A 24,539-nucleotide genomic window follows, 5' to 3' on the forward strand; every position below is an offset into this window, starting at 1 on the left:
TTAGACTGTGACATCTTAGTCTTATATCTTTGAACTGAGACATTGTAGATTAAACTGCAATGTCAGCTAAATTACCTTTTTGTTCTAACCATTGCTTACGATCTGAGGCACGTTTTTTTGCCAGTAATTTATCAAGAAGACCTGCCGTAAATTGTACATCATCCAGATCAAGCTGTACCAAACGACGTGTGTCTGGATCCATGGTTGTTTCTCTGAGCTGGCTTGCATTCATTTCACCCAATCCTTTAAACCGGGTAATTTGTGGATTTTTATTTCCCTTAACTTTCTTCAGAATAGCCTCAAGTTCATCATCATCCAGTGCATAGTGGACATCTTTGCCAATATCGATGCGATATAAGGGTGGCATTGCCACGTATAAATGCCCATCGGCAACCAATGCCGGAAAATGCCGAACAAATAGCGCACAAAGTAAGGTAGCAATATGTAAGCCATCAGAATCGGCATCGGCCAGAATACAAATTTTACCATAGCGTAATTCGGATAAGTCATCACTTCCCGGATCTACGCCTATAGCGATGGCAATGTCATGTACTTCCTGTGAAGCCAGTACTTCATCCGAAGAGACTTCCCATGTATTTAAAATTTTACCTCGAATCGGCATAATGGCTTGGAAATTCTTGTCTCGAGCCTGTTTGGCACTCCCACCGGCAGAGTCACCTTCGACAATAAATAATTCTGAATCTTCGCGAGTCAAACCTGCACAATCAGCTAATTTTCCGGGTAACGCCGGCCCTGATGTAATTTTTTTACGCTCAACTTTTTTAGCAGCTTTTAAACGGCGGCCGGCTTTACTAATCGCCATTTCAGCCAGTTGTGTTGCAATTTCAGGATATTGGTTCAACCATAGCGCAAAAGCATCTTTGGTAATATTCTGTACGATTGCTGCGGCCTCACGACTAGATAGACGTTCTTTGGTTTGCCCGGAAAATTGTGGTTCTTGAAATTTCAGAGAAAGAATAAAGTTCACACCATCCCAAACATCTTCAGGTGACAATTTTAAATTACGTGGTAACAGATTATGTAATTCACAAAACTCCCTAAGGGCCTCAGTAATTCCGGAACGTAGACCATTTACATGTGTTCCACCTTGAGCTGTTGGAATTAGATTGACATAACTTTCCTGAATTTGTTCGCCACCTTCAACATTCCAGCAAATTGCAAACTCTGCACTGGATTTATCAATTTTTCCCTGAGTTACAAATGGGATTTCTGGCAGAATCTCCCGATCTTGTAATTCATCTTTTAGATAATCCAATAATCCATTTTCAAATTGCCACTGGATTTTTTCATGATTAATTTCATCTAAATAATCAATGTGTAAACCGGCTGCTAAAACTGCTTTGGCTTTTAAATTATGTTTTAAAGCTTTTAATGCAAATTTAGCTGTATCAAAATATTTGGGATTAGGCCAGAAGCGAACAGTTGTACCAGTGGCTCTTTTTGGTGCTTTTCCTTCCAGAATTTGCATCGATTGAATAGGCTCACCATCAGCAAAAAGCATTTTGTAGAGGTTTCCATCACGTTGTACTGTGACTTCAACACGGGTAGATAATGCATTTACTACCGAAATACCAACACCATGCAAACCACCTGAAAACTCGTAATTTTTATCACTGAATTTACCGCCAGCATGTAATTTGGTCAAAATAATTTCAATGCCGCTTTGACCATATTCTGGGTGAATATCTACCGGCATGCCCCGTCCATTATCTTCTACTGACAGTGAACCATCCGCATGGACCGTCACCTGAATTTTATTGGCATGTCCAGCAAGTGCTTCATCTACTGCATTATCAATCACTTCCTGTGCCAGATGATTTGGGCGACTTGTATCCGTGTACATACCGGGACGACGCCGAACGGGATCCAGACCTGATAAAACTTCAAGTGATTGAGCAGTATATTGCGACACGTGATTTATGTTCCTTTGTATTTAATCAATCACAGCCTAGCTGGATTAAAGGGAATTTTTGCTGCGTTAAGTAAAAGACAGTATAAAGACTTTTTGCAAGAAATCCTGTTAATCAACTGTTTAATATCTGAAATTTTATCGTGATTTATTATGAAATTACATTCATCAATTTTACGTATTTTTGATTTTGATTATTTTTTAGCAATTTTGGTATAGCTTTTGCTTAATCTTAAGGAAATTAATATTCTTTTAAAGAATATATCAATCCTTTTATTTTAAACCAAGTGAACTGTTGATCAAGATCATTTGTTTATCCAGGGAGTTATATATGATCTCCAATCTGTTGAAAAAATTAATGCTTGCCACGCTGTTTTTCTCTCCTGCATTGGCATTTGCAGAGGAAACACCTTTTGATCCAGCATCAACGGTGTGGATTATGATATCCGCAATTTTAGTGCTGATTATGTTTATTCCAGGACTGGCACTGTTTTATGGCGGAATGGTACGTACGAAGAATGTGCTGTCTATTTTTACCCAATTTTTTGCTGTTTCGGGTGTGGTTGCGATTTTATGGGTCAGTTTTGTTTATAGTTTGACTGCTGATAGTACTAATATGGTAGAAGGTGTAACCAATTTAAATAGTTTTATTGGTGGATTAAACAAAGCTTTTCTTGCCGGAATCACTGAACAATCATTAACTGGTGGTGTACCGGACTATGTCCTGATTGCTTTTGGTCTAACATTCGCCATGATTACACCTTGTATTGCACTGGGTGGTTTTGCCGAAAGAATCAAATTCGGTGCAGCAGTAATGTTTGGCGCACTTTGGTTAATTTTGGTATATGGCCCATTGGCACACATGGTTTGGGGCGGTCCCGGTGCCATCATGCATACTTGGGGTGTACTGGATTTTGCTGGTGGCACGGCTGTTCATATTAATTCTGGTGTAGCTGCATTAGTCGGTGCAATCGTAATTGGAAAACGTAAAGGCTGGCCGACAACACCAATGCCACCACACAATCTGGTCTACACGATGGTTGGAGCGGCCTTACTGTGGGCAGGCTGGTTTGGCTTTAATGTCGGTTCAGCATTGGCCGCAAATACGACTGCCGGACTGGTTTTACTGACAACAATGCTGGCAACCTGTGCAGGTATTTTTGGTTGGATGGTGATTGAAAAAATTCGTACTGGACATGTGACTTCACTTGGACTTGCTTCCGGTGCAATTGCTGGTTTGGTTGGCATTACACCAGCCGCAGCATTTGTTGGACCATTTGGCGCCATTGCCGTTGGATTCATTACAGGAATCTGCTGTTTCTTCGCCGTAACCGAATTAAAACGTAAATTTGGTATAGATGATTCTTTGGATGTGTTTGCCTTGCATGGCGTCGGTGGAATGGTGGGTGCAATTTTAACAGGCATTTTTGCTGCACCTGCTCTTGGTGGTTTGGTCGAAGGTTTATCATTTGGTACACAATTTATTGCTCAAGTCGCAGGTATTCTTTTGACGGTTGTATATTGTGGTGTCATGACATGGATCATTATGAAAATTATTGATAAAACCATTGGTTTACGTGTCAGCATTGAAGAAGAGCAACAAGGGTTGGATTTATCTGATCATAACGAACGAGCCTATAATAATTAATACATGATGAAGTACCTTATTTTCCTCAGTAAAAGGGGAAAATAAGGTCATTTGGTTATTATAAAAAAATCTGATCATAAAACCATTTCAGCATATATAAACAATGCACCACAACAGCATTTTCTTGATAGCTTCTGACTGGTGATCGTTATTGCCAAAACAATGCAACCTGACAAAATTTACTGTAAATGATCTGAGGAAACGGAAGATTTCTGGCGTGTTAGCTCTTTGGAACATTGTTGTGATTGAAACCAGTTTAACCATGAGCTTTGCCCTCTGGATTCAATTGAAACCGTTGGGATAATCTGATCTTTCAGAATATTTAATTGTTGTACTTGTTCAGCAATTCTGAATTTTTGACTATGAATACATTCCCGATCATTAAATTCACAACGATCTAGCGTTGTACCACCACATGGGCCATTCGCCAAACCTTTTGGACACGTTTCTGGACAAATATACAGCGTCTGATCCAAACGACATTGTCCACAACTTTCACAACCCACCAAAGCATGTTTACTGGCATGTTCCAAAATTAATAATGTACGCTGAGCCTGAGATTTTTTCCAAAATTTTGCAGAAAACAACCAATATCCAAAACGCATCGCCAATTTAGAGTGAAAAAATACCGCATGTAATCTAGATAAAAAATAATATTTGGTAATCTGAGCAGCACTTGCAGTTTCTTTGGCACCATTTTCAGGGATCTGACCAGATTGTCCATTCACTTGATTCAAGTTCAAATATTTTTGCCAGCATTGTTGCAAAGTCAAATTTTTATATTGCTGTATTGCCTGTTCCAACTTTGTGATCTGCGTTTTTTTCTCACACCCTGATAAATGAATTCCTGCAAATCCCAAAGCTTTACAAATTAATATATGCAAAGCTGCCCGTTGATACATACGTTGCTCTGCAATTTGAGGATCTTGTTGAAATTCCTGCTTTAACTGTTCGAATAAATCAGTTGCAATCACAATACCAGCAACTTTATGTTCAATTAAAAATTTTGCCCGTTGATACGATAATGGCATCACACAAGCCATAACAGGCGTTTGCCAACCTTGCTGTTGTCGATATTGCATCAGCCTTTTTAATTGCTCAATGTCGAATCCTAACTGACAAACGATAAAATCAGCTCCAACCTGAATTTTTTTATGTAATTTTAAATACTGGGCTTGTCGCTCGCTATGGGTGTATTTAAATGGATTAAAGGCCACCCCAATATGAAATCGCTGATCATAATTCTTGGCGTACTGCACACTATTTACCGATTCCAGATAGCGACTGCGTAAAGTAGGATCATCCAGACCAAAATGATGTTGTTTTAATTTATCTCCTGTCAGCATCAGGACATCGAAATGTTGTCGTTGTTGTGCTTGCAATAAAAAAATTTTTAACTCTTTTATATCTCGGCCTTTACCAGAATAATGCAAAAGCAGATCAGACTGGACAATATCTTTGGCAATATCCAATGGTGCCCGATCTTCATCGCTATGTACACGATCAGCAACTGCCAGACATGCAGGATAACCGGCAATGTGATGAACCAATTCTGGCTTGGCATTCTGTTTTTCAATATATTCAATTGAAAAGCAAAATTGCTGTTGGGCAAAATACGTTGAAAGTTTAGACATAACTGATCAGGATGAGATAGATCCGGTCAATACAAATTCATTGAGAATAAAGAATTTGTGTTTATTGATTGCAATAAGACAATAAATCATGCAAAAAATTTACTGATGCAGAAATTGATCAGTACATGATGTGCAATATTATGCCATATCAAGCAATAAAGTCATCCTTGAAGAAAATAACTGATCTAAATTTTAAGCGTGTAGCACATGATTTATGCCTACACGCTTTTTTAATTAATAAGTGAGTTGTCCCGGTACCCAATTGGTTCCAGCAAGAGGAACCCGGGCCATCGCCGCAGACTCTACCGTCAATGCCACCAAATCCTCAGGATCCAGATTGTGTAAATGTGATTTACCACAGGCACGTGCCATAGTTTGTGCCTCCAAAACCATTACCCGCAAATAATTGGCAATATGTCGTCCACCTTCGATTGGATCCAGATGACTGGATAACTCTGGATCCTGTGTGGTAATCCCTGCCGGATCACGGCCGTTTTGCCAGTCATCATAGTATCCTGCCGCTGAACCGATTTTTTTCAATTCATCATCTAAACGAGGATGGTTATCTCCCAGTGCAATCAGTGCAGCAGTCCCAATGGCAACAGCATCAGCACCTAATGCCATGGCTTTGGCAACATCAGCACCGGTTCGTATCCCACCGGATACAATAAGTTGTACCTTACGATGCATTCCCATTTCCTGCAAAGCCTGTATCGCCTGTGGAATGGCAGATAAAATCGGAATTCCAACATGCTCAATAAATACTTCCTGAGTTGCAGCTGTTCCACCTTGCATCCCATCCAGTACAATGACATCTGCCCCGGCTTTGATCGCCAGTTTGACATCATAATATGGGCGGCTAGCACCGATCTTAACGTAAATTGGTTTTTCCCAGTCAGTAATTTCTCGAAGTTCTGCAATTTTAATCGCCAGATCATCAGGACCCGTCCAATCCGGATGCCGACAAGCACTGCGCTGATCCACACCAACAGGGAGAGTACGCATGCCAGCAACACGTTCAGTGACTTTCATACCCAATAACATACCACCGCCACCTGGTTTGGCACCTTGTCCCAATACCACCTCAATGGCATCGGCTTTACGTAAATCATCCGGGTTCATGCCATAGCGTGAAGGCAGGTATTGATAGACTAATGTAGAGGAATGACCGCGTTCTTCCGGAGTCATGCCACCATCACCTGTGGTGGTAGATGTTCCAACTACACTGGCACCACGGCCAAGTGCTTCCTTGGCATTGGCGGATAATGCACCGAAACTCATCCCGGCAATGGTGACAGGAATTTTCAAGTGGATCGGTTTTTTGGCAAAGCGAGTACCTAAAACTACTTCGGTTCCACATTTTTCCCGATAACCTTCCAGTGGGTAGCGCGACATGCTGGCACCTAATAATAGCAAATCATCAAAGTGTGGCAATTTGCGTTTGGTTCCGCCCCCACGGATGTCATAAATCCCTGTGGCTGCGGCACGCTGAATTTCTTGAATGGTCAGACGGTCAAAGGTTGCTGACTCACGTAAAACCGGATCAATATGTGTTGTAGATTGTGTCATTATGTTTGCTCCCTCGTCAGGTAATCAATTTAGTAGGCAGATGCATTATCTACTTTGAAGTTATACAACTGGCGAGCCGAGCCATAGCGTTTAAAGCTGGCAGCATCTTCGGCAAAACCTGCCTGGTCCAGTAGTTGCTGAAGTTCCTGAATATGTTCTTCCCGCATTTCTTTTTCAATACAATCCGAACCCAGTGATTTCACATTGCCTTTGACGTAGATACGAACTTCATAAAGTGAATCGCCCAATGCATCACCAGCATCACCACATACCACCAATCGCCCGGCTTGTCCCATAAAGCAGCTCATGTGACCAATGCTACCACCCACCACAATATCTACGCCTTTCATAGAAATTCCACAACGGGCGCCAGCATCACCTTCGATGACCAGCAGACCACCATGTGCTGTTGCACCTGCGGCTTGTGAGGCATTCCCTTTGATTCGAACTGAGCCTGACATCATGTTTTCCGCAACCCCAACACCAACATTACCATGCACCACGATATCGGCTTGCTGATTCATACCTGCACAGTAGTAACCAGCATGACCTTGTATGTCGATATTGATCGCAGCATTTAAACCTACTGCGATATTGTGCTGACCATCAGGGTTGCTGATGGTGCAATGTGGAAGTTGTGCAGCAAGATCAGGAGTATGTAATGCCTGATTAAGCTCCCGAATGCTGTCTGTGGCCAGATCATAATGTTGTTTTAAACCGTGTTGTTGTTCCAATTGTTCTGCCAATGCTAAACCTGTCATGTGATACTCCTTAATATGCAATGAATTAATAGCGTTTATGCTGCGGAAGGCCGTTCCCAAACATATAAAGTGGCAGGTTCCGGTTCCCATACTTTGGCATTTTCAATATTTGGAAGTTTAGCCAATGCCTGATATTCCGATGCCATAGCAACATAGTCATCAGTTTCAGCCAATACCGCAGGTTTGCAGGCAATTGGATCACGAATAACTGCAAAACCATCGCGAGTACCAATGGCAAAGGTAAAAAAGCCATCTAAATCATCTAATGCATGGTTCAGTGCCTGAGCAAGAGTATCGCCTTGCTGTAAACGCCAAGTCAGATAACCTGCTGCAACTTCGGTGTCATTTTCGGTTTCAAACTGAATACCTTCACGTTTAAGTTCCTGACGTAAACGGGCATGGTTAGACAGTGAGCCATTGTGTACCAGACATAGATCTGCACCAGTAGAAAATGGATGGCTACCTTCCATGGTCACTGCACTTTCTGTTGCCATACGGGTATGGCCGATGATATGGCTACCTTTCATTTTCGCCAGACCGAAGCGTTCAGAAATTTCCGCTGGCAACCCCATACCTTTAAGGATTTCGATGCTTTGTCCAACACTCATAATTTTAAGCTCTGGAGCAATTTCACTAATTAACTGGCGAACGACTGCTTCATCTGCTTGTGCTTTGATAACGGCTGCTGTCGCATTTTGAAACCAGTCAAAGCCACTATCCAGTTGTGCCTGAAGTTTTTCGGCAAAGCCTTGCCAATTAAAATTCTCATCGCTACTTTGTAAAGTCAGTTTCACCCAACCGGACTGTACTTCATCACCATAAATGGCAAAGCCGGCACTGTCCGGACCACGACCGGTCATCGCTTCCAACATCGGTTCAAACAACTCCCCGATTTTGCTTTCAAGTGCAGGGTTTTTAAGATATAAGCCAACAATTCCGCACATGGTTTTGCTCCTGTCATTATGTTTTGATCTATTGATCTTGAAATAAACTTTGTTAAAAGAATTCGGTATAACGCTGAATTTCCCAGTCGGACACATGTCGGCTGTATTCCACCCATTCCATACTTTTTTGCTCAATAAACTCATCAATGATGTGATGGCCCAATTGATCACGAAACAATAAATCTGCTTTTAATGCATCCACAGCTTCTTTTAAAGATTGAGGTAAAGTCGCAATACCTCTTGCTGCAATTTCTTCCAGTCCCAGACTGTAAAGGTTTTCATTACAAGCTGCCGGTGGTGTCAATTGACGTTCGATTCCATCCAGACCTGCGGCAATGATGGCGGCAGAAACCAAATAGGGATTACAGCCAGCATCCGGCAAACGTAATTCGATACGGCCATACGGAATTCGAACCATAGCTGAGCGGTTGTTACCACCATAGGCAATAAATGCCGGCGCCCACGTTGCACCGGATAATGAGCGTCCAACGACCAGACGTTTGTAGGAATTGACTGTTGGTGCGCAGAAAGCACACAGTGCCGGACCATGTTCCAATAAACCGGCAATAAAATGATAAGCCAGTTGTGATAAGCCCATGCCACTCGAATCACTTGCATCATGAAACAGATTTTTGTTTTCCTCACTGGCAATTGAAAGGTGAAAATGCATGCCATTACCAGCACGTTTTGGATCCGGTTTCGGCATAAAAGAACAGATCATGCCCAGATCGTTGGCAATTTCCCCGGCCGCCATACGGAAGAAGGTAAACATATCAGCGGAATTCATCGCATCGCTGTAAGTATAGTTAATTTCGAATTGACCATTAGCATCTTCATGGTCAATCTGATAGATATCAAAACCTACCGGAATTAATGCTTCCGTTAAATTTTCCAGAAATTTACGTGAACGGGATAAGCCTTTATAGTCATAACAAGGTTTATCCAGTGTGTCAGAATCATCCACCATAATTAGTTTGCCATCTTCTCCACGGCGAAACAGGCTAAATTCTGGTTCCAGTCCAGTGTTCAATGTCCAACCTCGCTGTGCCAGTCGTTCAACTTGCTTGCGTAGCACATAACGGCTGTCATAAGGATGTGGCTCACCATTAACATAGCCCTCACAAACCACTCGACCATAACCAGGTTGCCATGGTACTGGCATGAGGGTAGATAGATCACCTCTAACCATAAAATCCGGTCCGTGTGGTTGCATGCCCATACCAGAAATAGCAAAACCGGCAAAGCCAACACCTGCTTTTTCGATCGCCTCCAGACCAGAGATCGGTACCGATTTGGTTTTTGCTGCGCCATGGATATCAACGAATTGAGCCAGTACATATTTTAGGTTATATTGCTCAATCACCTGTTGTACTTCTTTTCGGTATCTAGTCGCTGAGGCTAATGGATTAAGCTCAAGGATAGATGACTTGACTTCTTGCAACATGAAAGCTGTACTCCTGCGCTGTCATTTGGATGACTTAATCAAGATTCGAACTCTTTATACGGGGAGAAGAGTTAATTTCCTGACAAGAAACTTTATTTACTAATAAGAATGCAATTCCCTTGCCAACTTGTTTTCCGCAATAGCATATTTTTATGTTTTTACTTACTTCGCTTTAAAATACTGTTAGATATATTTTTTTCTTATGGTGAATATATGCTAATGTCTGATTTTAGGCTGTTATAGTAGCGCACGAGCAAGATAACAGACCCAATTTGGTGCGGAGGACGACCTAGAATGAAACAAACCAAATCAGGTTTAAAACTTGAACAATACATTGGCATTCAAATTAAACGCCAAAGGCAAGAACAAGGATTAAAATTATCTGAAGTTGCAAATATTTCAGGCATTAGTCAGGGGATGCTGAGTAAAATCGAGAATGCACAGGTTTCCACCAGTTTAGATACTTTAAGTCGTTTATGTGAAGTATTAGGCATTCCAATGTCCACCTTGTTTAACCAATATGATCAGCAAGAAAGTGAAGCCATGTTGGTTAAATCTGGCGAAGGTATGGAAGTCGTTCGCCGTGGTACAGAAAAAGGCCATACCTACCACCTACTTACCCATTCCAGAGGTCCAAAAAAATCTTTTGAAGCCTATTTGGTATCTATGGATGATGCCAGTGAAGAGTTTCCTACATTTGCACATTCAGGTATTGAATTCCTACATTTACTTGAAGGAGAAATTGTTTATCGACATGGCCATGAATTATTTCACATGCAGCCTGGGGACAGTTTAACGTTTGAAGGAGATATTCCACACGGTCCTGAAAAGTTGGTCAAGGTTCCTATCCGTTTATTATCGATCATGAATTATGGTCAACAGGACGATTAACATCTTGTATCTTTAGGCTGAATAAAATATCTTCAATATAACAATTTTTATCCAGCTCGATCCTACGCTTCAAAGTGAGGATAACCGTATGCCAACTCTGACACCATTGCATGAAACCTATTGTCGTTGGGATTTAACACCACCTAATCAGGCGGATATATTTGAAGGCCTCGCCCAACTGGTTACCGTGAATTTACTTGGAATACACGATGTTGTACAATTGATTCATCGTGAAATGTTGTTGAAGAATTTAGGATTCAATCAGCAAAGAAGTCAGTGGTTGGTCAATAATGCATTGGCACAAAAAACTTTTCGCCAAGGTTATCGCATCATTCAAACCTCCGGCCAGCAACTTATTGCACCAGCATTACGTCTGGTCAATCAACATCTACCCAATTTGAAACATAAACCGCTTAGCCCAACACAACATGCATTGGTTGGTGCATTAAATGGTGTGATGGGAAATTTCTTAATTCAACAACAAAATCCTTTAGCACTACCCATGATTTTTTATGATCATTATGGTCAACCACAACATGGAGAACTTGCAGGACGAGTGATTATTATGGTGCATGGCTTATGTATGAGCCATTTATCATGGACACAAGGAAATTTTGGTGGAATCGGTGAAAAACTACTGGCCCAACGTGATTGTAATCTGATGCTCTATCTCAATTACAACTCAGGACGGCGGATTTCTGCTAATGGAAAATCCTTATCTTTATTATTGGAAGATTTGATTTTACGCCATCCCCGTATCAGCAGCATCGACTTAATTGGTCATTCCATGGGTGGTCTGGTTTGTCGCAGTGCTCTATTTTATGGCAAACAGGATCTGATGCAATGGATGAATAAGGTTAAAAATATTGTGTGTATTGGCTCCCCTCATCAGGGTGCTGTACTGGAACGTCTGGGTTATATGTTGCAAGATCGCTTAGGACGTTTACCTATGCTTAATCGTTTGGGACAACTAACCACGATCCGTAGTGATGGTATTCTGGACTTACGCTTTGGCAGTGTTCGGGATGATGACTGGGAGTATGCCAGTATTCGTACAGGAGGGAAGGAGGATTCCCGTAAACCTGCACCGATTCCCTCCAAAGTCAATTGCTTTCTCATTGCAGGCAGTATCGCAATGTATCCCGGACAATCCAAAGCGTTGTCCCTAATTGGAGACTATTTGGTCAGTATACCTAGCGCACTAGGTGAACATCCGAATCCCAAATTAAATCTCAATATTCCTGAGGCAAATAAAGCAATTTTTTATGGCTTAAATCACATGGAGTTACAATGTAATTCTGCAGTCGCCGAACAAATCGCTCGCTGGTTGTATCCAGATCCACTGAGTACAGCCAATTGTACAATTGAAGAAACAGCACATAATGCACATCAGCACTTTCAGCATCAAGATATGTATGATCTAGCGGGAATCGTCGAAACCTGAATCCGCTTCAAACGTTAGGTTTTCCCTAGATAAACTGCTATGCTTACCCCAATTTTACTTTTTATATTTGCACAGCCAGTAATGCCAGCGTCCCAAATTTTTGCCAGCAATCTTTTAAATTGGTTTGATGTTCATGGTCGACATGATTTACCGTGGCAAATCAAGAATGACCCTTATAAAGTCTGGGTTTCTGAAATTATGCTCCAGCAAACTCAAGTCAAAACCGTTTTACAATACTACGCCCGTTTTATTCAACGTTTTCCTGATGTAAAAACACTGGCACATGCAAACTGGGAAGATGTTGCACCTTATTGGGCAGGACTAGGTTATTATGCTCGCGCTCGAAATCTGCATAAAGCAGCTCAACAAGTGATTCAACTGGGTGATTTTCCATCCACTCTGGATGGTTGGATGGCACTTTCGGGCATTGGCCCATCTACAGCTGGGGCATTGATGTCTTTGGGTCTGGGAAAGTTTGGTGTTATTCTGGATGGCAATGTCAAACGGGTGCTTTCACGTTATTTTGCAATTGCTGGTGACTTAGCCAAGCCTGCACAGGAAAAGCAACTGTGGCAACTGGCAACTGCTCTGGTTCCAGCAGATCGCCATGCCGATTATACACAAGCCATTATGGATTTAGGTGCAACGGTTTGCACACCTAAAAAACCATTATGTTTGTACTGCCCAATGCAGCAACACTGTCAGGCCTATCAGCAAGGTAATGTACTGGATTATCCTGAAAAAAAAGCCAAAAAGACCGTACCTATTAAAACAGCAGATGTTCTTATTCTAGATTATGAAGGACAATGGCTTTGGCAAAAACGGGAAAATGAAGGGTTATGGGGTGGTTTATACAGTTTACCTATCATCGAAGATGCACAGCAATTTGTACAATGGCAACAACAATGGCAACTTGAATCCAATATGCAAACAACCATTAAACATCAATTTACCCACTTTACATGGATATTAAATTGTCATAAATTTTCCTTACAAACACAGGATTATCAAGCTTTGGCAGATTTATTCCATGCCGAATTTTTCTCAGTACAAAAGATGGCGCATTTGGGTATTCCAACGGCTATGCAAAAAGTCATTCAATCCCTACAAAACAAATAAGGATATTTTTAGTTTGAATACCTGTACTCAATCACTGTCCATACGTAATTTTGCAATATTATTATGCATCACCGTACTTCTGATTTTATCTGGTTGCGCCAGTAAAACTGTCAAAAAACCAATTCTGCCGCAACAACAGCTAAAAAATTTACAGCAGCAGACTTTAGCTTCTCGCCTACCAGTTCCGGTACAAGGCGTCAATCGTTCCCAATTGACCGATACATGGGGAGCTGCACGCAGTCATGGACGCCGTCATGAAGGGATTGATATTATGGCGGAAAAAGGCACAAAGGTTTATAGTACAACCAATGGTGTAGTCGCTAGCTTAAAAGACAATAATCTGGGTGGTAAAGTGATCTGGATTATCGGTCCGGCAGGCTCATGGCACTATTATGCTCATCTTTCAAAACATAAACGCGGTCTGGAAGAAGGTAATATTGTACGCAAAGGTGACCTGATTGGGTATGTTGGCAATACAGGTAATGCCAGACATACTCACCCACATTTGCACTATGGGCTTTATCTAAGTGGTAAGGGACGTGGTGCGGTTAATCCCTATCCTTATTTAAAATAATGAGTCAGTCATGTGTCTGGAACAACGTCTAATTGAATTTGCCGAATCTGGTAATCAACAAAAAATTATTTTGGCTGATGGACAAATTATACAGGGCTGGATCATGGAAATTAATGAACAAGCTTTATTAATCAGTTCCGGTTATAATGATAAATCTGGGAAAGATCACTGGATTAGTTTACCGCTACTACAGCAATCTCAATTACAATACTGGGATAATCAACTTAGTAGCTGGCAAGATTTCGTACTGTAATCCTAAGCCTGCTTTCCTTTTTCATTGATTTTATAAAAGTATCGAATTCATTTTCGGGTCTAGATTTATCCATGTTTGGTATTATCCATTTAAGCGCCTATGTCATTGGCACGATTCTAATTATTTTACTGCCCGGTCCCAATTCTCTGTATGTGATGTCAACAGCATCACGTTATGGACAAAAATCTGGTTATCAAGCCGCCACAGGAGTATTGGTGGGTGATACCATTCTAATGCTACTCACAGTGATTGGCGCAGCATCATTATTAAAAGCTGTGCCTGCATTATTTATCATGCTAAAAATCATTGGCGCATTATATCTTGGCTGGTTAGGTATTCAATTGTTCAAGGCTGGGCTGTTGACCTGGAAAACACGTCATCATCATCAAGTACAAGATACATCAGTCGATCAGCCTACCGATCATTTTTTTCAAAAAGCTTTAAGTATCAGCTTGCTCAACCCAAAAGCCATTTTATTCTTTTTGTCTTTTTTTATTCAATTTGTAGATCCAAATTATGCCTATCCTGCGCTAAGTTTTTTTATTCTTGGCCTGATTCTACAAATATGTAGTTTCACTTATTTAAGCAGTTTGATTTTTGCAGGCAGTCATCTGGCTCATTTCTTTCGACAGTATACGCTAGTTTCTGTTACAGGCATTCTAATGGTTGGCACATTGTTTTTTGGTTTTGCTTTTAAATTGGTATTTTCTACAATATAAGACATTTCAATAAAGATTTATATCGTATTATTTTTAGTTACTTTCATGCAATTATAGACAAAAAAAAGCTTACCCGAGGGCGGGTAAGCTATGAAAACTTAAATCATAAAGAGAGATTACAGACAACTTCACTGTCTGAGAACATAATATAATCAGCTTGTATTAATTTCAAGCAGTTTCTTAATTTTTATTTAAAATTACTATTTTAATATAAGTTATTCTAAATGATAAATTTTTGCATTTATAAAAAATTAATGTGCATGACCAACAAATGTTTTATGCTAATTTTAAGTAAAAAAGAGACTTAAATCTATGCAACCAGATCAATACAGTGCTTTAATTGTTGTCGATGTTCAAAATGGATTCTGTCCAGATGGCAATTTGGCTGTAGCCAATGGTGATGAAGTTGTGCCTGTAATCAATCATTTGGCACTCTACTTTAACAATATTATCATTACACAGGATTGGCACCCTGAAAATCACATTTCCTTTGCCAGTAACCATACCGATCATCAACCCTTTGATCAGATTACACTAGATTACGGCACACAGATTTTATGGCCTGCTCACTGTATTCAAAATAGTTATGATGCACAATTACACCCTGATTTAAGCCTACCCACTGCACAATTAATTATTCGTAAAGGATTTCATCAACATATTGACAGTTACTCGGCATTCATGGAAGCAGATCAAAAAACCTCCACGGGTTTAGCTGGTTATTTAAAAGAACGGGAGATTCATACTGTATATATTACCGGACTGGCGACTGATTTTTGTGTGGCATGGACTGCTTTGGATGCAATCAAACTGGGATTTAAAACCTATGTCATTGAAGATGCCTGTCGTGCAATTGATCTGAATGGTTCTTTAAACCTTGCATGGCAAAATATGCTTGATGCCGGAATAGAACGCATCCAATCTCAGCAAATTTTTAAGGTTTGATGTTAATCAATCAATACAAAAACTTTATTTAGATTTTATTTATTGCTAAAAACTCTAACTTAATAGCGCAATATTTTTTCTCAGCACGCAATGGTAACCAGCAAAGTAAGTTACCATTAAAAATCAGATACCAGATCAAGGTGGATAATATTGTTAATCCACCCGATTCAGGTAAGTTTAATTTACTTGTACTGCAATATTCTGACGGAAATTCTGTGCAGCAGGCTTAGTACCTTTTGCAATTTCCGGAGCATTTACTTCAATAAAATATTGTCCTGCCTGAGGGAAGTTCAACTGAATTTGCCCTTGTGCATTGGTTGTTGTCTTAATAACAATTTCCTGTTCGTCAACTTTGGTCAGTTGTCGAGATGCAACAACTGAAAACCCTGACTGTACTTTTCCATCGATCGTGACAGTTAAAGTTACAGCCTGCTGTGCCTGTAACTGATTTGGATGCTGGGAAAAGTTAACTTCCAAACCTTTTGCTGTCGGTTTAAGTACCTGGTCTGTCAATTTTGCCTTACTAAAGTAAGACACCAATTGCTCATGACGAATACTGGTGATTTTATTATGTTTTGCAGTAAGTTCTTCAGGTGTAATAAAGCTACGCTCGGCCAAAGGCGGTAAAGCTTGGCCGTGACTGTCCATAATACGCAGCCATTGTTTATTCACCAAAGCATATTCCAGTTTATTTTCACGATTGGCAATCACCTTGTAGGTTCCTTCAGCTTTGGTTTCAACATCCGCAGCCGTCAAATATTTGGATCCTTTGGCTTCCAGTGTTACAACTTCACCTGTAGGCTGTACAACCGAAAAATCAAAGCCGCTTAATGCAAACTCTGAGGCAAAAGGTGATTCCGCAAAACCAGCAATTACAACGGCCGTGTCTCCATCTACGATATAGGTTTGAGGTGCAGCAAATGGAGAATGTGCCTGTGCCAGACTTGCGCCAGTCATTAAGGTTGCAACTGCCATCCATTGTTTTAATTGTTTCATCATGTCACTTATCTGTTTAAAAAATCGCTATTTATGTTACACAATTGAAAATATTTATCAAATAAAAAATCATCTCAACAACAAATTTATTTATTATTTTTCAATTCAGGCATTTAATCGTTAAAATGATTGATTATATTCAAGGATTCTGACCATGACACCTGCATGTAAATTATTAAAATCAAAAAAAATTGAATACACAATCCACGAATATCAACATAATCCGGATAATCATAACTTTGGACAGGAAGCTGTGCAAAAACTAGGATTACAACCCACAGAAACGTTTAAAACGTTATTGGTCACAGATGGTAAACAACATTTTGTTACCGTATTACCTGTTGCTTATCAGCTTAATCTGAAAAAAGCTGCACAGGCATTTAATTGTAAAAAAATAACTATGGCAGATATCAAGGATGCTGAACGTTTAACCGGTTATTTAGTGGGTGGAATCAGTCCATTGGGGCAGAAAAAAAGATTAATCACAATTATTGATGCCAGTGCCGAAACTTTATCGAAAATATATATTAGTGGCGGAAAACGTGGACTGGATATCAGCTTAAAACCTGTGGATCTGGCTCAGGTTCTTCAGGCAAAATTTGTAGATGTAATAGACCATTAAAAATATTTTAAAATGATTTTCGAGTAATTTTACAATGCGTATCCTGAATTTCCTCAATGGATCCGAGATTATTCTCTGTCTGGTTTTCACGAGTAGCCAGTAAAATTACGTTCTTCTGATCTATGGAAACCATGGCAATTCCATAATGTGCCATACTGTCATTGGCTTGTTGCATCACGTGAGTTGATAACACTTTAAAAGGATCTTTTGTCATTATCTGTTCAAATGGCATTTTTTGTGCAAGATAGGTATGGCCAAATATTTTTTCTGGCAATTGCTGCCATTGCCCTATTTTTATACTTTCACGATGATCTTGTATAGTTTGATACACATCAGGTCTTAAACAGGAAGCGTGTATATGCAACTGATCCTGTGTTCGTCCATAAGGAGAGTTCACAGAAAATGACAAATACTGTGATGATATCGGAATTTGATTTTGCTGATCCAGAATTTGTCGATATTGCCATGCAATTGCAAAATAATTTTTAGCTGAAGCAGACAATAATTGCTGATCTTCAATACCTGTAATCTTTGTTGTTGGAATAATCAATGTTTGCACAGGACCATTGATGTCACGTAATACCACATAATCTGGTTGATGAACCAAACAATCTTTCTTACGATCTAGGACCGTACCACAACGCTGACTTACAATATCCCAAAGAATATAACGTTTGTTAGTTTCATGATGATGAACAGACTGACAACCTGTCATCAACAGTACTACACCAGTAAATACTGGTAATTGATACTGGCGTAATACGGATTTCATGCGCTTATTCCTTTTTCCCCGGGTTCACATAACGATATTGCTGATCAATTTTTAGTGTTTCAGCATAAGTACTTTGCCATAATTGTTGATACAATTGATGAAGACGATTGGCAAGTACAGGATTGTTCAAAACAATTTCCAGATTTCTTGAATTATCAAAATATCCGCCTTGCCAATTGGAGGTTCCAACCCATGCAGTATTTTGATCAATGACCATATATTTGCTATGAACCACACGAGCAAATGGAATAAATCCATCCTTACTTTCCGGAATCGTTACAATCTTTACTTGCACATTCGGCACCAGCGCCAAACTTTTTAACCATGCTAAATCCGGTTGTTTCAGATTCCAGTTAGATACCATGAGTTTAACTTTTACGCCACGTGCAGCAGCGGCACGTAAACTGTTATCAATCAAAGCATAAAATTCCCTGACACCATTTTCACTGTATTGTAGTGGAGCATATTGCATCACTTGAATATCTATACTGCTTTTAGCCTCTGCCAATAATGTGGGAAACACCTTTTCGGTCTCATAGGTATTTTCAGGTGTAACAATAGATGGACTTGCTAGTAAATATTGTCCTGTACGTGGCGACCGTAATTGTACATGCTGCGTTGTTTTGACAATGTCTTGCTGCTGTTCAATTTTCTGCTGGTTTTTCCAGTCCAGACTAAAGATATTTTGAATCTGTTGTACTGTAGTAAGATCAGTAATACGTAATCCGGTTTCTTGAATATGTGTCAAAGCCCGCCAGTCAAAGTTTTGACTGCCAACAAATGCTTCTTTTGCATCCACAATAAAATATTTGGCATGGATAATGCCATTTTGAATTTTAGAAAAATCCATTACTCGAAATTGTAAATTCGGAATGGATTTGATTCTATTCAGGGTTTCAGGATTTGACATCCCAATGCCCTTTTTATCGACCAAAAACCGAATATGTACACCACGTTGTCCTGCCCGTTCCAATGCAGCAATCACATCATCCAGACTAGAATCTGGCTGACTATATACATAAAATTGGGCGATATCGATTTTATATTTTGCCTGATCAAACATTTCACGCCACACAGGTGCAGCACTACGCAAATCAGAATTTTGCAATGAGGTTTCAACTGGGGCGTTATAAACCAACTCAAATCCCTGCGATTCAACTTTGGCAAACGCAGGGTTAATGATGCTTAACCCAAACAAACAAGATAATGTAAGGCGCAATGAATTACGCCCTACAGTGAAGAACTTAAGCATATTGCTTTTCATCCGCCATCTTTGTTTTAGTATTGCTATAAGTGGCTTGTTGACCTTTATCAACATTGATGAGTAGGACTTTAAACATCTCGGTGATTTTTTCCATACGACTACCAAGAAAGTTATTTGCAACCAGCGCAACCAATGCAATCGCAATACCTAATCCTGTTGCATAAAGTGCTGTTCCCATTCCTGCGGAAACTTTACTTGGATCAGATACACCAGATGCAGCCAATGCACTAAACGTATCAATAATACCCAAAATTGTTCCCAACAATCCCAGCAAAGGTGCAGCAGTGACGATGGTTTCCAAAATCCAGATACCACGATTTAGCAAGCCTTTGCTTTGTAAATACTGTTTTTCCAAAAGATCTGCACGTTCATTTTCAGAGCGTGGTGTAGATTTAAGAAAAGGTACAATCATCTGATACACAGGATTTTTTTCCTGATTTTCAGACAATGTGCCTAGCGTATTTTTTTCTACGGCATCATTGATCATACGGCTTTGTTTTAATGTATACGCAAAGTAAATCGCACGTTCTACAAAAATGATGCAAAGCAGAACCAGGGAAGCATACATAATGTAAAAAATAATATTATGGACTAAATCAGCATTCATTTTGATTCTCCTCAAAATTTCGCAGAAAGTGAAACAACGTAAGTACGATCTTCACCAATGGTGTAATAAGCTGTATTGGTTTGAGTTCTTGATGCACCACTTGCATTGGTATAATTAATCTTACCTGCTGTAATTGGTGAGCTGATCGCCGCAATATATTCTTTGTCAAATACGTTATTGACACCGAATTTAAGTGTCACATCACTTACTGATTTAGTATTCAATGGGAAACGATACCCTGCGGCAAGATCAAATACAGTACGGCCACCAATTTCTTCGTTATTTGTCATGTCGCCATAAAATGAACTGAGGTAACGTCCAGTAAAGTTGCTATAAAAACGTCCATCGTCATAGCCTAGGGTTGCTGTTACAGCATTTTTGGAAGTACCCGGAACCAGTTTACCTTCTGTAGGCAGTGATACACCATAAGCACTGATATTATCTTTCTGTTTTGCATCAGTATAACTATAAGATAAGTAATAATTAAAGTTATAAGGCAGGTTACCACTCCACTCTAATTCAAGCCCTTTGGTTTCAACACTACCAACGTTAATCATTTCATAATCACCATCAATGGTACGACTGGATAATTGACGATCCTTATAAGTTAAATAAAACAATGTTGCACTCAACAACATATCTTTTGTTTGGAAACGATAGCCTAATTCATTATTCCAGCTAATCTCTGGATTCAAATTAATAGAATCACCAGAGTTATACAAAACATAGTTCTGTGGCGTACGCATATTTTTTGATATGTTATAGAACAACTGATTTTCATTATTCAGTTGATATTTTGCACTAAAATTTGGTAACCATTCTTTATAAGTTGCTTGTCGTTTTTCTGCTGCAACACCTAATGCACCCAAATTATTACCTTGACGCTCTACATATTGATATGCCAAGCCACCAACCAATGTTAAATTGGGATTAACCGTCCAAGTGTCCTGTACCCAAACTTTTTGTGCAGGTGTAACAGTGTATTGATTACGACCCTGAATAACTTTGCCATTGGCATCAGTTAATAAATTACTTGCATCATCAGCCCAAAGTGTTGATGGACTATTATCAGAATTTAACGGAATATATGGCTGAGTTTGACGTTGACGTGCCCGCTCATACCAGTACCCTAAAGTTGCTGCATGTTGGTCATTAATATCCCAGTTGAGTTTGGTCGTAATTCCTGGACGCCATGTTTGTGTCCATGATGGGCGCCAATATTTAACCGCTGCTGATGATGATGTTGGGAAACCCGTTAAATCATAATTTCCTAGAGACTTATCATTACTTGCAAGCACATAAGATTGACCTGTACCTGAACCACCATTACCCCAGTAATAGTAAGGCTGGAAACTTAAATTCAGATTATCTGCCAGAATAAATTTCTGGGTGAAACTTACAGTGAAGTTTTCAAAGGGGTTACGCGCCAACTTATAATAGCGGCTCGCGGATGGATCAGTAGAAAAATCAGCTTTATGCCCTGTTGTACCATAAGCATTTGGATCAGCATCATAATCTGCTTTAGAAATAGTATTATAGTTATAGTTATCCTGTTTATTATACTTAACAATCAGGTTACTGGTATTTCCATTGTCTGCTTCATATAAAGCACCCATTTCAAACTTTCTATTTTTTAGATCGCCTTCGCCTTTCCACTTATCGGCTTCAGTATTTGATGCAGAAACCCAAGCACTGAAATTACCAATTTTACCTGTTTCCAAACGTACAAATGATTTTGATAAACCATTAGAGCCAAAGGTTTGCTCCACCATACCGCCCGCTTTTTTATTTGGACGTTTAGTGGTCAAACCGATATTACCACCACTCGAACCAATATGAGGACCATCTGCTTCTGATGAACCCTGAGTTACAAATACCGAATCGAGGTTTTCAGAGTCGCCCAATAAGTTTGGATAAACAGCATAGTTACCCGAATCATTTACTGGGATACCATCGGCAGATAAGCCAATCTGACTAGGATCCATACCGCGCATGGTGTAACTCAATCCAGAAATACCTGTCGAATCGGTACTGGTCATTTGTAAGCCTGGAACATTTTTAATTTTGTCTAGGGCGTTACCAATTCCTGGTTGTTTTTCAAGCGCTTCTTGTGTGACAGTTGAACGACCTTTTGGTGTATCTTCAACCACCATTTTACCACCGCCCAAAGATTGTCCTTTTACGTTGATTGTACCAACGTCTATGCTGTCATCATCTGCCGCATAGACCGTCATGGCTGACATCAAGGACAAAATAGATATACATAAGTGTTTCTTTTCAAAAAATTTCATTTCATATTTCCAATTTTAAGGAGCTTGATAAACTAAAGTGGCTGTAAATCTTTTGCTATTTGCACCAGAAAAAGCATCTGCTGGGAATGGTGCAACCTGTTTAATGCTTTTTAAGCTATTAGTTGCTGCACGGTTCAACAACATACTTTTAGCTTTGCTAGCGATCCCTGAGTTTAATACCCGACCTGAACGGTCAATTTCGAGCCAGACTTCCACATTGCCTTCAGGTCGTTCAAGTGAGGCTTCTCGTCCTGTTGGATAGCGTTTTTGTGCTTCAACAGTTGAACGAACTTTTGCTGAATAAGCAGCTTCTACAGAAGCAGAATTTGCTGAAGCAGCAGGTTTAGCAGGCTCAGGTTTTTTGACTTCAGGTGCAGGTTTTTGCTCTGCTTTTACTTCAGTTTTTGCCTGTGGCTGCGGTTCCTGTTTAGTTTCTGTTTTGATTTGCTCTTTGACTGATGTAGTTTTTTGTGCTTCAACTTTCTTAGGTTCAAGCTTTTTGGCTTCAACTTTCTTTTCCACTCTAGGCTTATCAACCTGCTCGATGGCATTTTCCGGTTCAACTGGTGGAGGTTCCGGAGTTGCAACGGGTTGTGGTTCAGGTTGTGGCTGAGGTTCAGGTGGGGTTGGTTCTGGAATAGGTTCAGCCAAACTAATCTCTATAGCTTTATCTTCATATTTAGAATCAACATGCAATATTTCTGTTTGGCTAAGCACTAATAAGTAAGCACCTATCAATATCGCAGGAAGATAACTAATTACATGCCTATTGCGATAGACCAGATCCATATCAAAGTTTCCGTGCAGCAAGTGAAATGGAATTGAAACCATGAGAACGCAACTGATCCATTACAGATACCAATTTTTCAACAGAAACGTCTTTGTCACTATTAATAATGACTGATGTTTGTACACCATCTTTTTTCTGTGCATTGAGTTGAGAAATTAATTGGTCAAAATTAACATTCTGACCATCTAATTGCATTTGATCAGTACTAATGGTAATGATTGCCTTATTTTGTGGCTTCAATAACTGTGCTGTCGTAGCTGAAGGTAATTGTGTTTTCAAACCTTGTGATGGAATAACATTCAGACTGATCAACACAAAAAATACCAATAAGAACATCATGACATCGATCATTGGTATCAATTCAATGTGTGGCTTGTTTCGCTTTTCATTACCCCAGGACCGCATCTCTTTTTCCAAGTTGTTTGAACTCAAAAAATAATAAGGAGCTTTTGTTACAACCTTGTTAAGTTATTTTTACGATTTAATAACCATTTAAATACATATTTATAATTATTTTGATAAATAATTATCGTTTATTAGATATGTTATTCATTATTATCTTTTTATCTAAAAATCTAGTTTAAAAATATAAATCATCTTTTATTTGTAAAAATAAACATCCCAAATTTTATGGAAATCTTTATAGATTTATATTAAAGAAATAATCGATTAAATAAGACTATTGATCAATAAAAATACGAGTGTCTATTTTTATTCCGCGTAATAATGTTTTAGTCACAGGTGTTTTTTGGCAAATATTCAGAATCTTACTCTGATTTAACTGATCCAAATCCTGTTTAAAATGCAACTCCCGAGAAATCCATTCCTTGCCATCATTATTTTTATAAAAATTAAGTACAATCTGAAAGTTACCATAATCTGTACTTTTATGTTTAGCATACATTCTTAAAGTAATCATCGTACATGCTGCAAGTGAGGCCAATAAATAATCATAAGGCGCTGGTGCTGTATCACATCCGCCAAACTCTTCTGGCTCATCAGTAAAATATTGATGCTTTCCACTTTGAAGCTGCCCAGCCCATGGTTGTTGCAAATTATTAATGACTGTCTGTGCAATACTTTTCATTTTTATCTCCTTATTCACACGATTATCCATATCTTGATCCATGTCATACAATCCTGATTACATCAGTACCAGCTCTATTCGAGTAAATAATACTATAATCTATTCATCATGAATAAATCTGCGGTATCTTCATCTTTCTTTAAGGTTTTCATGCTTAGATCTCGCGATAAGATAACTTGTTTATTGTCTTTTTAAGAAATCGTATAAGTTTTTAGTTCAAAGTCAATAAAAAAGC

At 39.4% G+C, this 24,539-nt stretch carries 23 protein-coding genes; 9 read left to right on the forward strand and 14 right to left on the reverse strand.

Annotation, left to right across the window (positions count from 1 at the left end; all coding sequences use genetic code 11):
* Positions 1–49 precede the first annotated feature (49 nt).
* Positions 50–1,933: a DNA topoisomerase IV subunit B gene (gene parE, locus F4V57_RS10765; RefSeq protein ID WP_070069326.1), complete on the reverse strand. Its 1,884-nt coding sequence runs from the start codon at positions 1,931–1,933 to the stop codon at positions 50–52.
* Positions 1,934–2,261: 328 nt separating this feature from the next.
* On the opposite strand from parE, the gene F4V57_RS10770 reads away from it, so the two are divergent.
* Positions 2,262–3,578, forward strand: coding sequence for an ammonium transporter (locus tag F4V57_RS10770; protein WP_070069327.1), 1,317 nt, complete (start codon positions 2,262–2,264; stop codon positions 3,576–3,578).
* A gap of 179 nt (positions 3,579–3,757) precedes the next feature.
* Here the strand turns inward: F4V57_RS10770 and F4V57_RS10775 are convergent, their stop codons facing one another.
* The 5 genes from F4V57_RS10775 to glnT form a co-directional block, all read right to left on the reverse strand.
* On the reverse strand, positions 3,758–5,212 hold the full coding sequence (locus F4V57_RS10775) for a methylenetetrahydrofolate reductase C-terminal domain-containing protein (protein ID WP_070069328.1): 1,455 nt from the start codon (positions 5,210–5,212) through the stop codon (positions 3,758–3,760).
* Positions 5,213–5,446: 234 nt separating this feature from the next.
* Positions 5,447–6,781, reverse strand: a complete 1,335-nt coding sequence (locus F4V57_RS10780) for an FMN-binding glutamate synthase family protein (protein WP_070069329.1) — start codon at positions 6,779–6,781, stop codon at positions 5,447–5,449.
* Positions 6,782–6,810: 29 nt separating this feature from the next.
* Positions 6,811–7,542 carry a GltB/FmdC/FwdC-like GXGXG domain-containing protein gene (locus F4V57_RS10785; RefSeq protein WP_070069330.1) on the reverse strand — a complete coding sequence of 244 codons (732 nt, stop codon included), beginning with the start codon at positions 7,540–7,542 and terminating at the stop codon, positions 6,811–6,813.
* A 35-nt stretch (positions 7,543–7,577) separates the two neighbouring features.
* Positions 7,578–8,486 (reverse strand): class II glutamine amidotransferase, encoded by a 909-nt coding sequence (locus F4V57_RS10790; RefSeq protein ID WP_070069331.1) that lies wholly within the window; start codon positions 8,484–8,486, stop codon positions 7,578–7,580.
* 52 nt (positions 8,487–8,538) lie between these two features.
* The gene (gene glnT, locus F4V57_RS10795) at positions 8,539–9,930 is read right to left on the reverse strand and encodes a type III glutamate--ammonia ligase (RefSeq protein ID WP_081409172.1); all 1,392 of its coding nucleotides are present in this window, start codon (positions 9,928–9,930) and stop codon (positions 8,539–8,541) included.
* 294 nt (positions 9,931–10,224) lie between these two features.
* Here glnT and F4V57_RS10800 point away from each other — a divergent pair, with 294 nt between their 5' ends.
* From F4V57_RS10800 to pncA, 7 genes are all read left to right on the forward strand, one after another.
* Positions 10,225–10,821 (forward strand): helix-turn-helix domain-containing protein, encoded by a 597-nt coding sequence (locus F4V57_RS10800; protein WP_070069332.1) that lies wholly within the window; start codon positions 10,225–10,227, stop codon positions 10,819–10,821.
* A gap of 88 nt (positions 10,822–10,909) precedes the next feature.
* Positions 10,910–12,265 (forward strand): PGAP1-like alpha/beta domain-containing protein, encoded by a 1,356-nt coding sequence (locus tag F4V57_RS10805; RefSeq protein ID WP_070069333.1) that lies wholly within the window; start codon positions 10,910–10,912, stop codon positions 12,263–12,265.
* An 81-nt stretch (positions 12,266–12,346) separates the two neighbouring features.
* Positions 12,347–13,384, forward strand: coding sequence for an A/G-specific adenine glycosylase (gene mutY / locus F4V57_RS10810; protein ID WP_070069431.1), 1,038 nt, complete (start codon positions 12,347–12,349; stop codon positions 13,382–13,384).
* Between the two features lie 40 nt (positions 13,385–13,424).
* A complete protein-coding gene (locus tag F4V57_RS10815; protein WP_070069432.1) occupies positions 13,425–13,958 on the forward strand; it encodes a M23 family metallopeptidase in 534 nt (177 codons plus the stop codon).
* A 10-nt stretch (positions 13,959–13,968) separates the two neighbouring features.
* Complete coding sequence (locus tag F4V57_RS10820; RefSeq protein ID WP_070069334.1) at positions 13,969–14,211, forward strand: hypothetical protein; 243 nt, start codon at positions 13,969–13,971, stop codon at positions 14,209–14,211.
* A gap of 71 nt (positions 14,212–14,282) precedes the next feature.
* Positions 14,283–14,930, forward strand: coding sequence for a leucine efflux protein LeuE (leuE, locus tag F4V57_RS10825; protein WP_070069335.1), 648 nt, complete (start codon positions 14,283–14,285; stop codon positions 14,928–14,930).
* 312 nt (positions 14,931–15,242) lie between these two features.
* Positions 15,243–15,875 (forward strand): bifunctional nicotinamidase/pyrazinamidase, encoded by a 633-nt coding sequence (gene pncA, locus F4V57_RS10830; protein WP_070069336.1) that lies wholly within the window; start codon positions 15,243–15,245, stop codon positions 15,873–15,875.
* Positions 15,876–16,052: 177 nt separating this feature from the next.
* On the opposite strand, the gene F4V57_RS10835 is transcribed toward pncA, so the two are convergent.
* Entirely contained in the window at positions 16,053–16,874 is an 822-nt protein-coding gene (locus tag F4V57_RS10835) for a DUF4198 domain-containing protein (protein WP_081409174.1), read from the reverse strand.
* Positions 16,875–17,025: 151 nt separating this feature from the next.
* Here F4V57_RS10835 and ybaK point away from each other — a divergent pair, with 151 nt between their 5' ends.
* Complete coding sequence (ybaK, locus tag F4V57_RS10840) at positions 17,026–17,493, forward strand: Cys-tRNA(Pro) deacylase (RefSeq protein WP_070069338.1); 468 nt, start codon at positions 17,026–17,028, stop codon at positions 17,491–17,493.
* A 7-nt stretch (positions 17,494–17,500) separates the two neighbouring features.
* Here the strand turns inward: ybaK and F4V57_RS10845 are convergent, their stop codons facing one another.
* The 7 genes from F4V57_RS10845 to F4V57_RS10875 form a co-directional block, all read right to left on the reverse strand.
* On the reverse strand, positions 17,501–18,265 hold the full coding sequence (locus F4V57_RS10845; protein ID WP_070069339.1) for a CDP-diacylglycerol diphosphatase: 765 nt from the start codon (positions 18,263–18,265) through the stop codon (positions 17,501–17,503).
* Positions 18,266–18,269: 4 nt separating this feature from the next.
* A complete protein-coding gene (locus F4V57_RS10850; RefSeq protein ID WP_070069340.1) occupies positions 18,270–19,517 on the reverse strand; it encodes a phospholipase D-like domain-containing protein in 1,248 nt (415 codons plus the stop codon).
* A complete protein-coding gene (locus F4V57_RS10855; RefSeq protein ID WP_070069341.1) occupies positions 19,510–20,136 on the reverse strand; it encodes a MotA/TolQ/ExbB proton channel family protein in 627 nt (208 codons plus the stop codon). Before F4V57_RS10855 ends, F4V57_RS10850 begins: the two co-directional genes overlap by 8 nt.
* 11 nt (positions 20,137–20,147) lie before the next feature.
* Positions 20,148–22,427, reverse strand: coding sequence for a TonB-dependent receptor family protein (locus tag F4V57_RS10860; RefSeq protein WP_070069342.1), 2,280 nt, complete (start codon positions 22,425–22,427; stop codon positions 20,148–20,150).
* Positions 22,428–22,442: 15 nt separating this feature from the next.
* Entirely contained in the window at positions 22,443–23,216 is a 774-nt protein-coding gene (locus F4V57_RS10865) for an energy transducer TonB (protein ID WP_070069343.1), read from the reverse strand.
* 1 nt (position 23,217) lies between these two features.
* Positions 23,218–23,622, reverse strand: coding sequence for an ExbD/TolR family protein (locus F4V57_RS10870; RefSeq protein ID WP_070069344.1), 405 nt, complete (start codon positions 23,620–23,622; stop codon positions 23,218–23,220).
* Between the two features lie 274 nt (positions 23,623–23,896).
* Entirely contained in the window at positions 23,897–24,304 is a 408-nt protein-coding gene (locus tag F4V57_RS10875; protein WP_070069433.1) for an OsmC family protein, read from the reverse strand.
* Positions 24,305–24,539: the final 235 nt, after the last annotated feature.

Source organism: Acinetobacter qingfengensis (assembly GCF_008693185.1).
In the GTDB taxonomy this organism is placed as follows: Bacteria; Pseudomonadota; Gammaproteobacteria; order Pseudomonadales; family Moraxellaceae; genus Acinetobacter; species Acinetobacter qingfengensis.

Coding starts and splice junctions, on each gene's coding strand:
- ybaK (WP_070069338.1), top strand. CDS start 17,026: ATGACACCTGCATGTAAATTATTAAAATCAAAAAAAATTGAATACACA.
- F4V57_RS10850 (WP_070069340.1), bottom strand. CDS start 19,517: ATGCTTAAGTTCTTCACTGTAGGGCGTAATTCATTGCGCCTTACATTA.
- F4V57_RS10800 (WP_070069332.1), top strand. CDS start 10,225: ATGAAACAAACCAAATCAGGTTTAAAACTTGAACAATACATTGGCATT.
- F4V57_RS10775 (WP_070069328.1), bottom strand. CDS start 5,212: ATGTCTAAACTTTCAACGTATTTTGCCCAACAGCAATTTTGCTTTTCA.
- F4V57_RS10870 (WP_070069344.1), bottom strand. CDS start 23,622: ATGCGGTCCTGGGGTAATGAAAAGCGAAACAAGCCACACATTGAATTG.
- F4V57_RS10780 (WP_070069329.1), bottom strand. CDS start 6,781: ATGACACAATCTACAACACATATTGATCCGGTTTTACGTGAGTCAGCA.
- leuE (WP_070069335.1), top strand. CDS start 14,283: ATGTTTGGTATTATCCATTTAAGCGCCTATGTCATTGGCACGATTCTA.
- glnT (WP_081409172.1), bottom strand. CDS start 9,930: ATGTTGCAAGAAGTCAAGTCATCTATCCTTGAGCTTAATCCATTAGCC.
- F4V57_RS10820 (WP_070069334.1), top strand. CDS start 13,969: ATGTGTCTGGAACAACGTCTAATTGAATTTGCCGAATCTGGTAATCAA.
- F4V57_RS10770 (WP_070069327.1), top strand. CDS start 2,262: ATGATCTCCAATCTGTTGAAAAAATTAATGCTTGCCACGCTGTTTTTC.
- F4V57_RS10845 (WP_070069339.1), bottom strand. CDS start 18,265: ATGAAATCCGTATTACGCCAGTATCAATTACCAGTATTTACTGGTGTA.
- F4V57_RS10835 (WP_081409174.1), bottom strand. CDS start 16,874: ATGATGAAACAATTAAAACAATGGATGGCAGTTGCAACCTTAATGACT.
- F4V57_RS10860 (WP_070069342.1), bottom strand. CDS start 22,427: ATGAAATTTTTTGAAAAGAAACACTTATGTATATCTATTTTGTCCTTG.
- mutY (WP_070069431.1), top strand. CDS start 12,347: ATGCCAGCGTCCCAAATTTTTGCCAGCAATCTTTTAAATTGGTTTGAT.
- F4V57_RS10865 (WP_070069343.1), bottom strand. CDS start 23,216: ATGGATCTGGTCTATCGCAATAGGCATGTAATTAGTTATCTTCCTGCG.
- F4V57_RS10805 (WP_070069333.1), top strand. CDS start 10,910: ATGCCAACTCTGACACCATTGCATGAAACCTATTGTCGTTGGGATTTA.
- F4V57_RS10785 (WP_070069330.1), bottom strand. CDS start 7,542: ATGACAGGTTTAGCATTGGCAGAACAATTGGAACAACAACACGGTTTA.
- F4V57_RS10875 (WP_070069433.1), bottom strand. CDS start 24,304: ATGAAAAGTATTGCACAGACAGTCATTAATAATTTGCAACAACCATGG.
- F4V57_RS10855 (WP_070069341.1), bottom strand. CDS start 20,136: ATGAATGCTGATTTAGTCCATAATATTATTTTTTACATTATGTATGCT.
- pncA (WP_070069336.1), top strand. CDS start 15,243: ATGCAACCAGATCAATACAGTGCTTTAATTGTTGTCGATGTTCAAAAT.
- F4V57_RS10790 (WP_070069331.1), bottom strand. CDS start 8,486: ATGTGCGGAATTGTTGGCTTATATCTTAAAAACCCTGCACTTGAAAGC.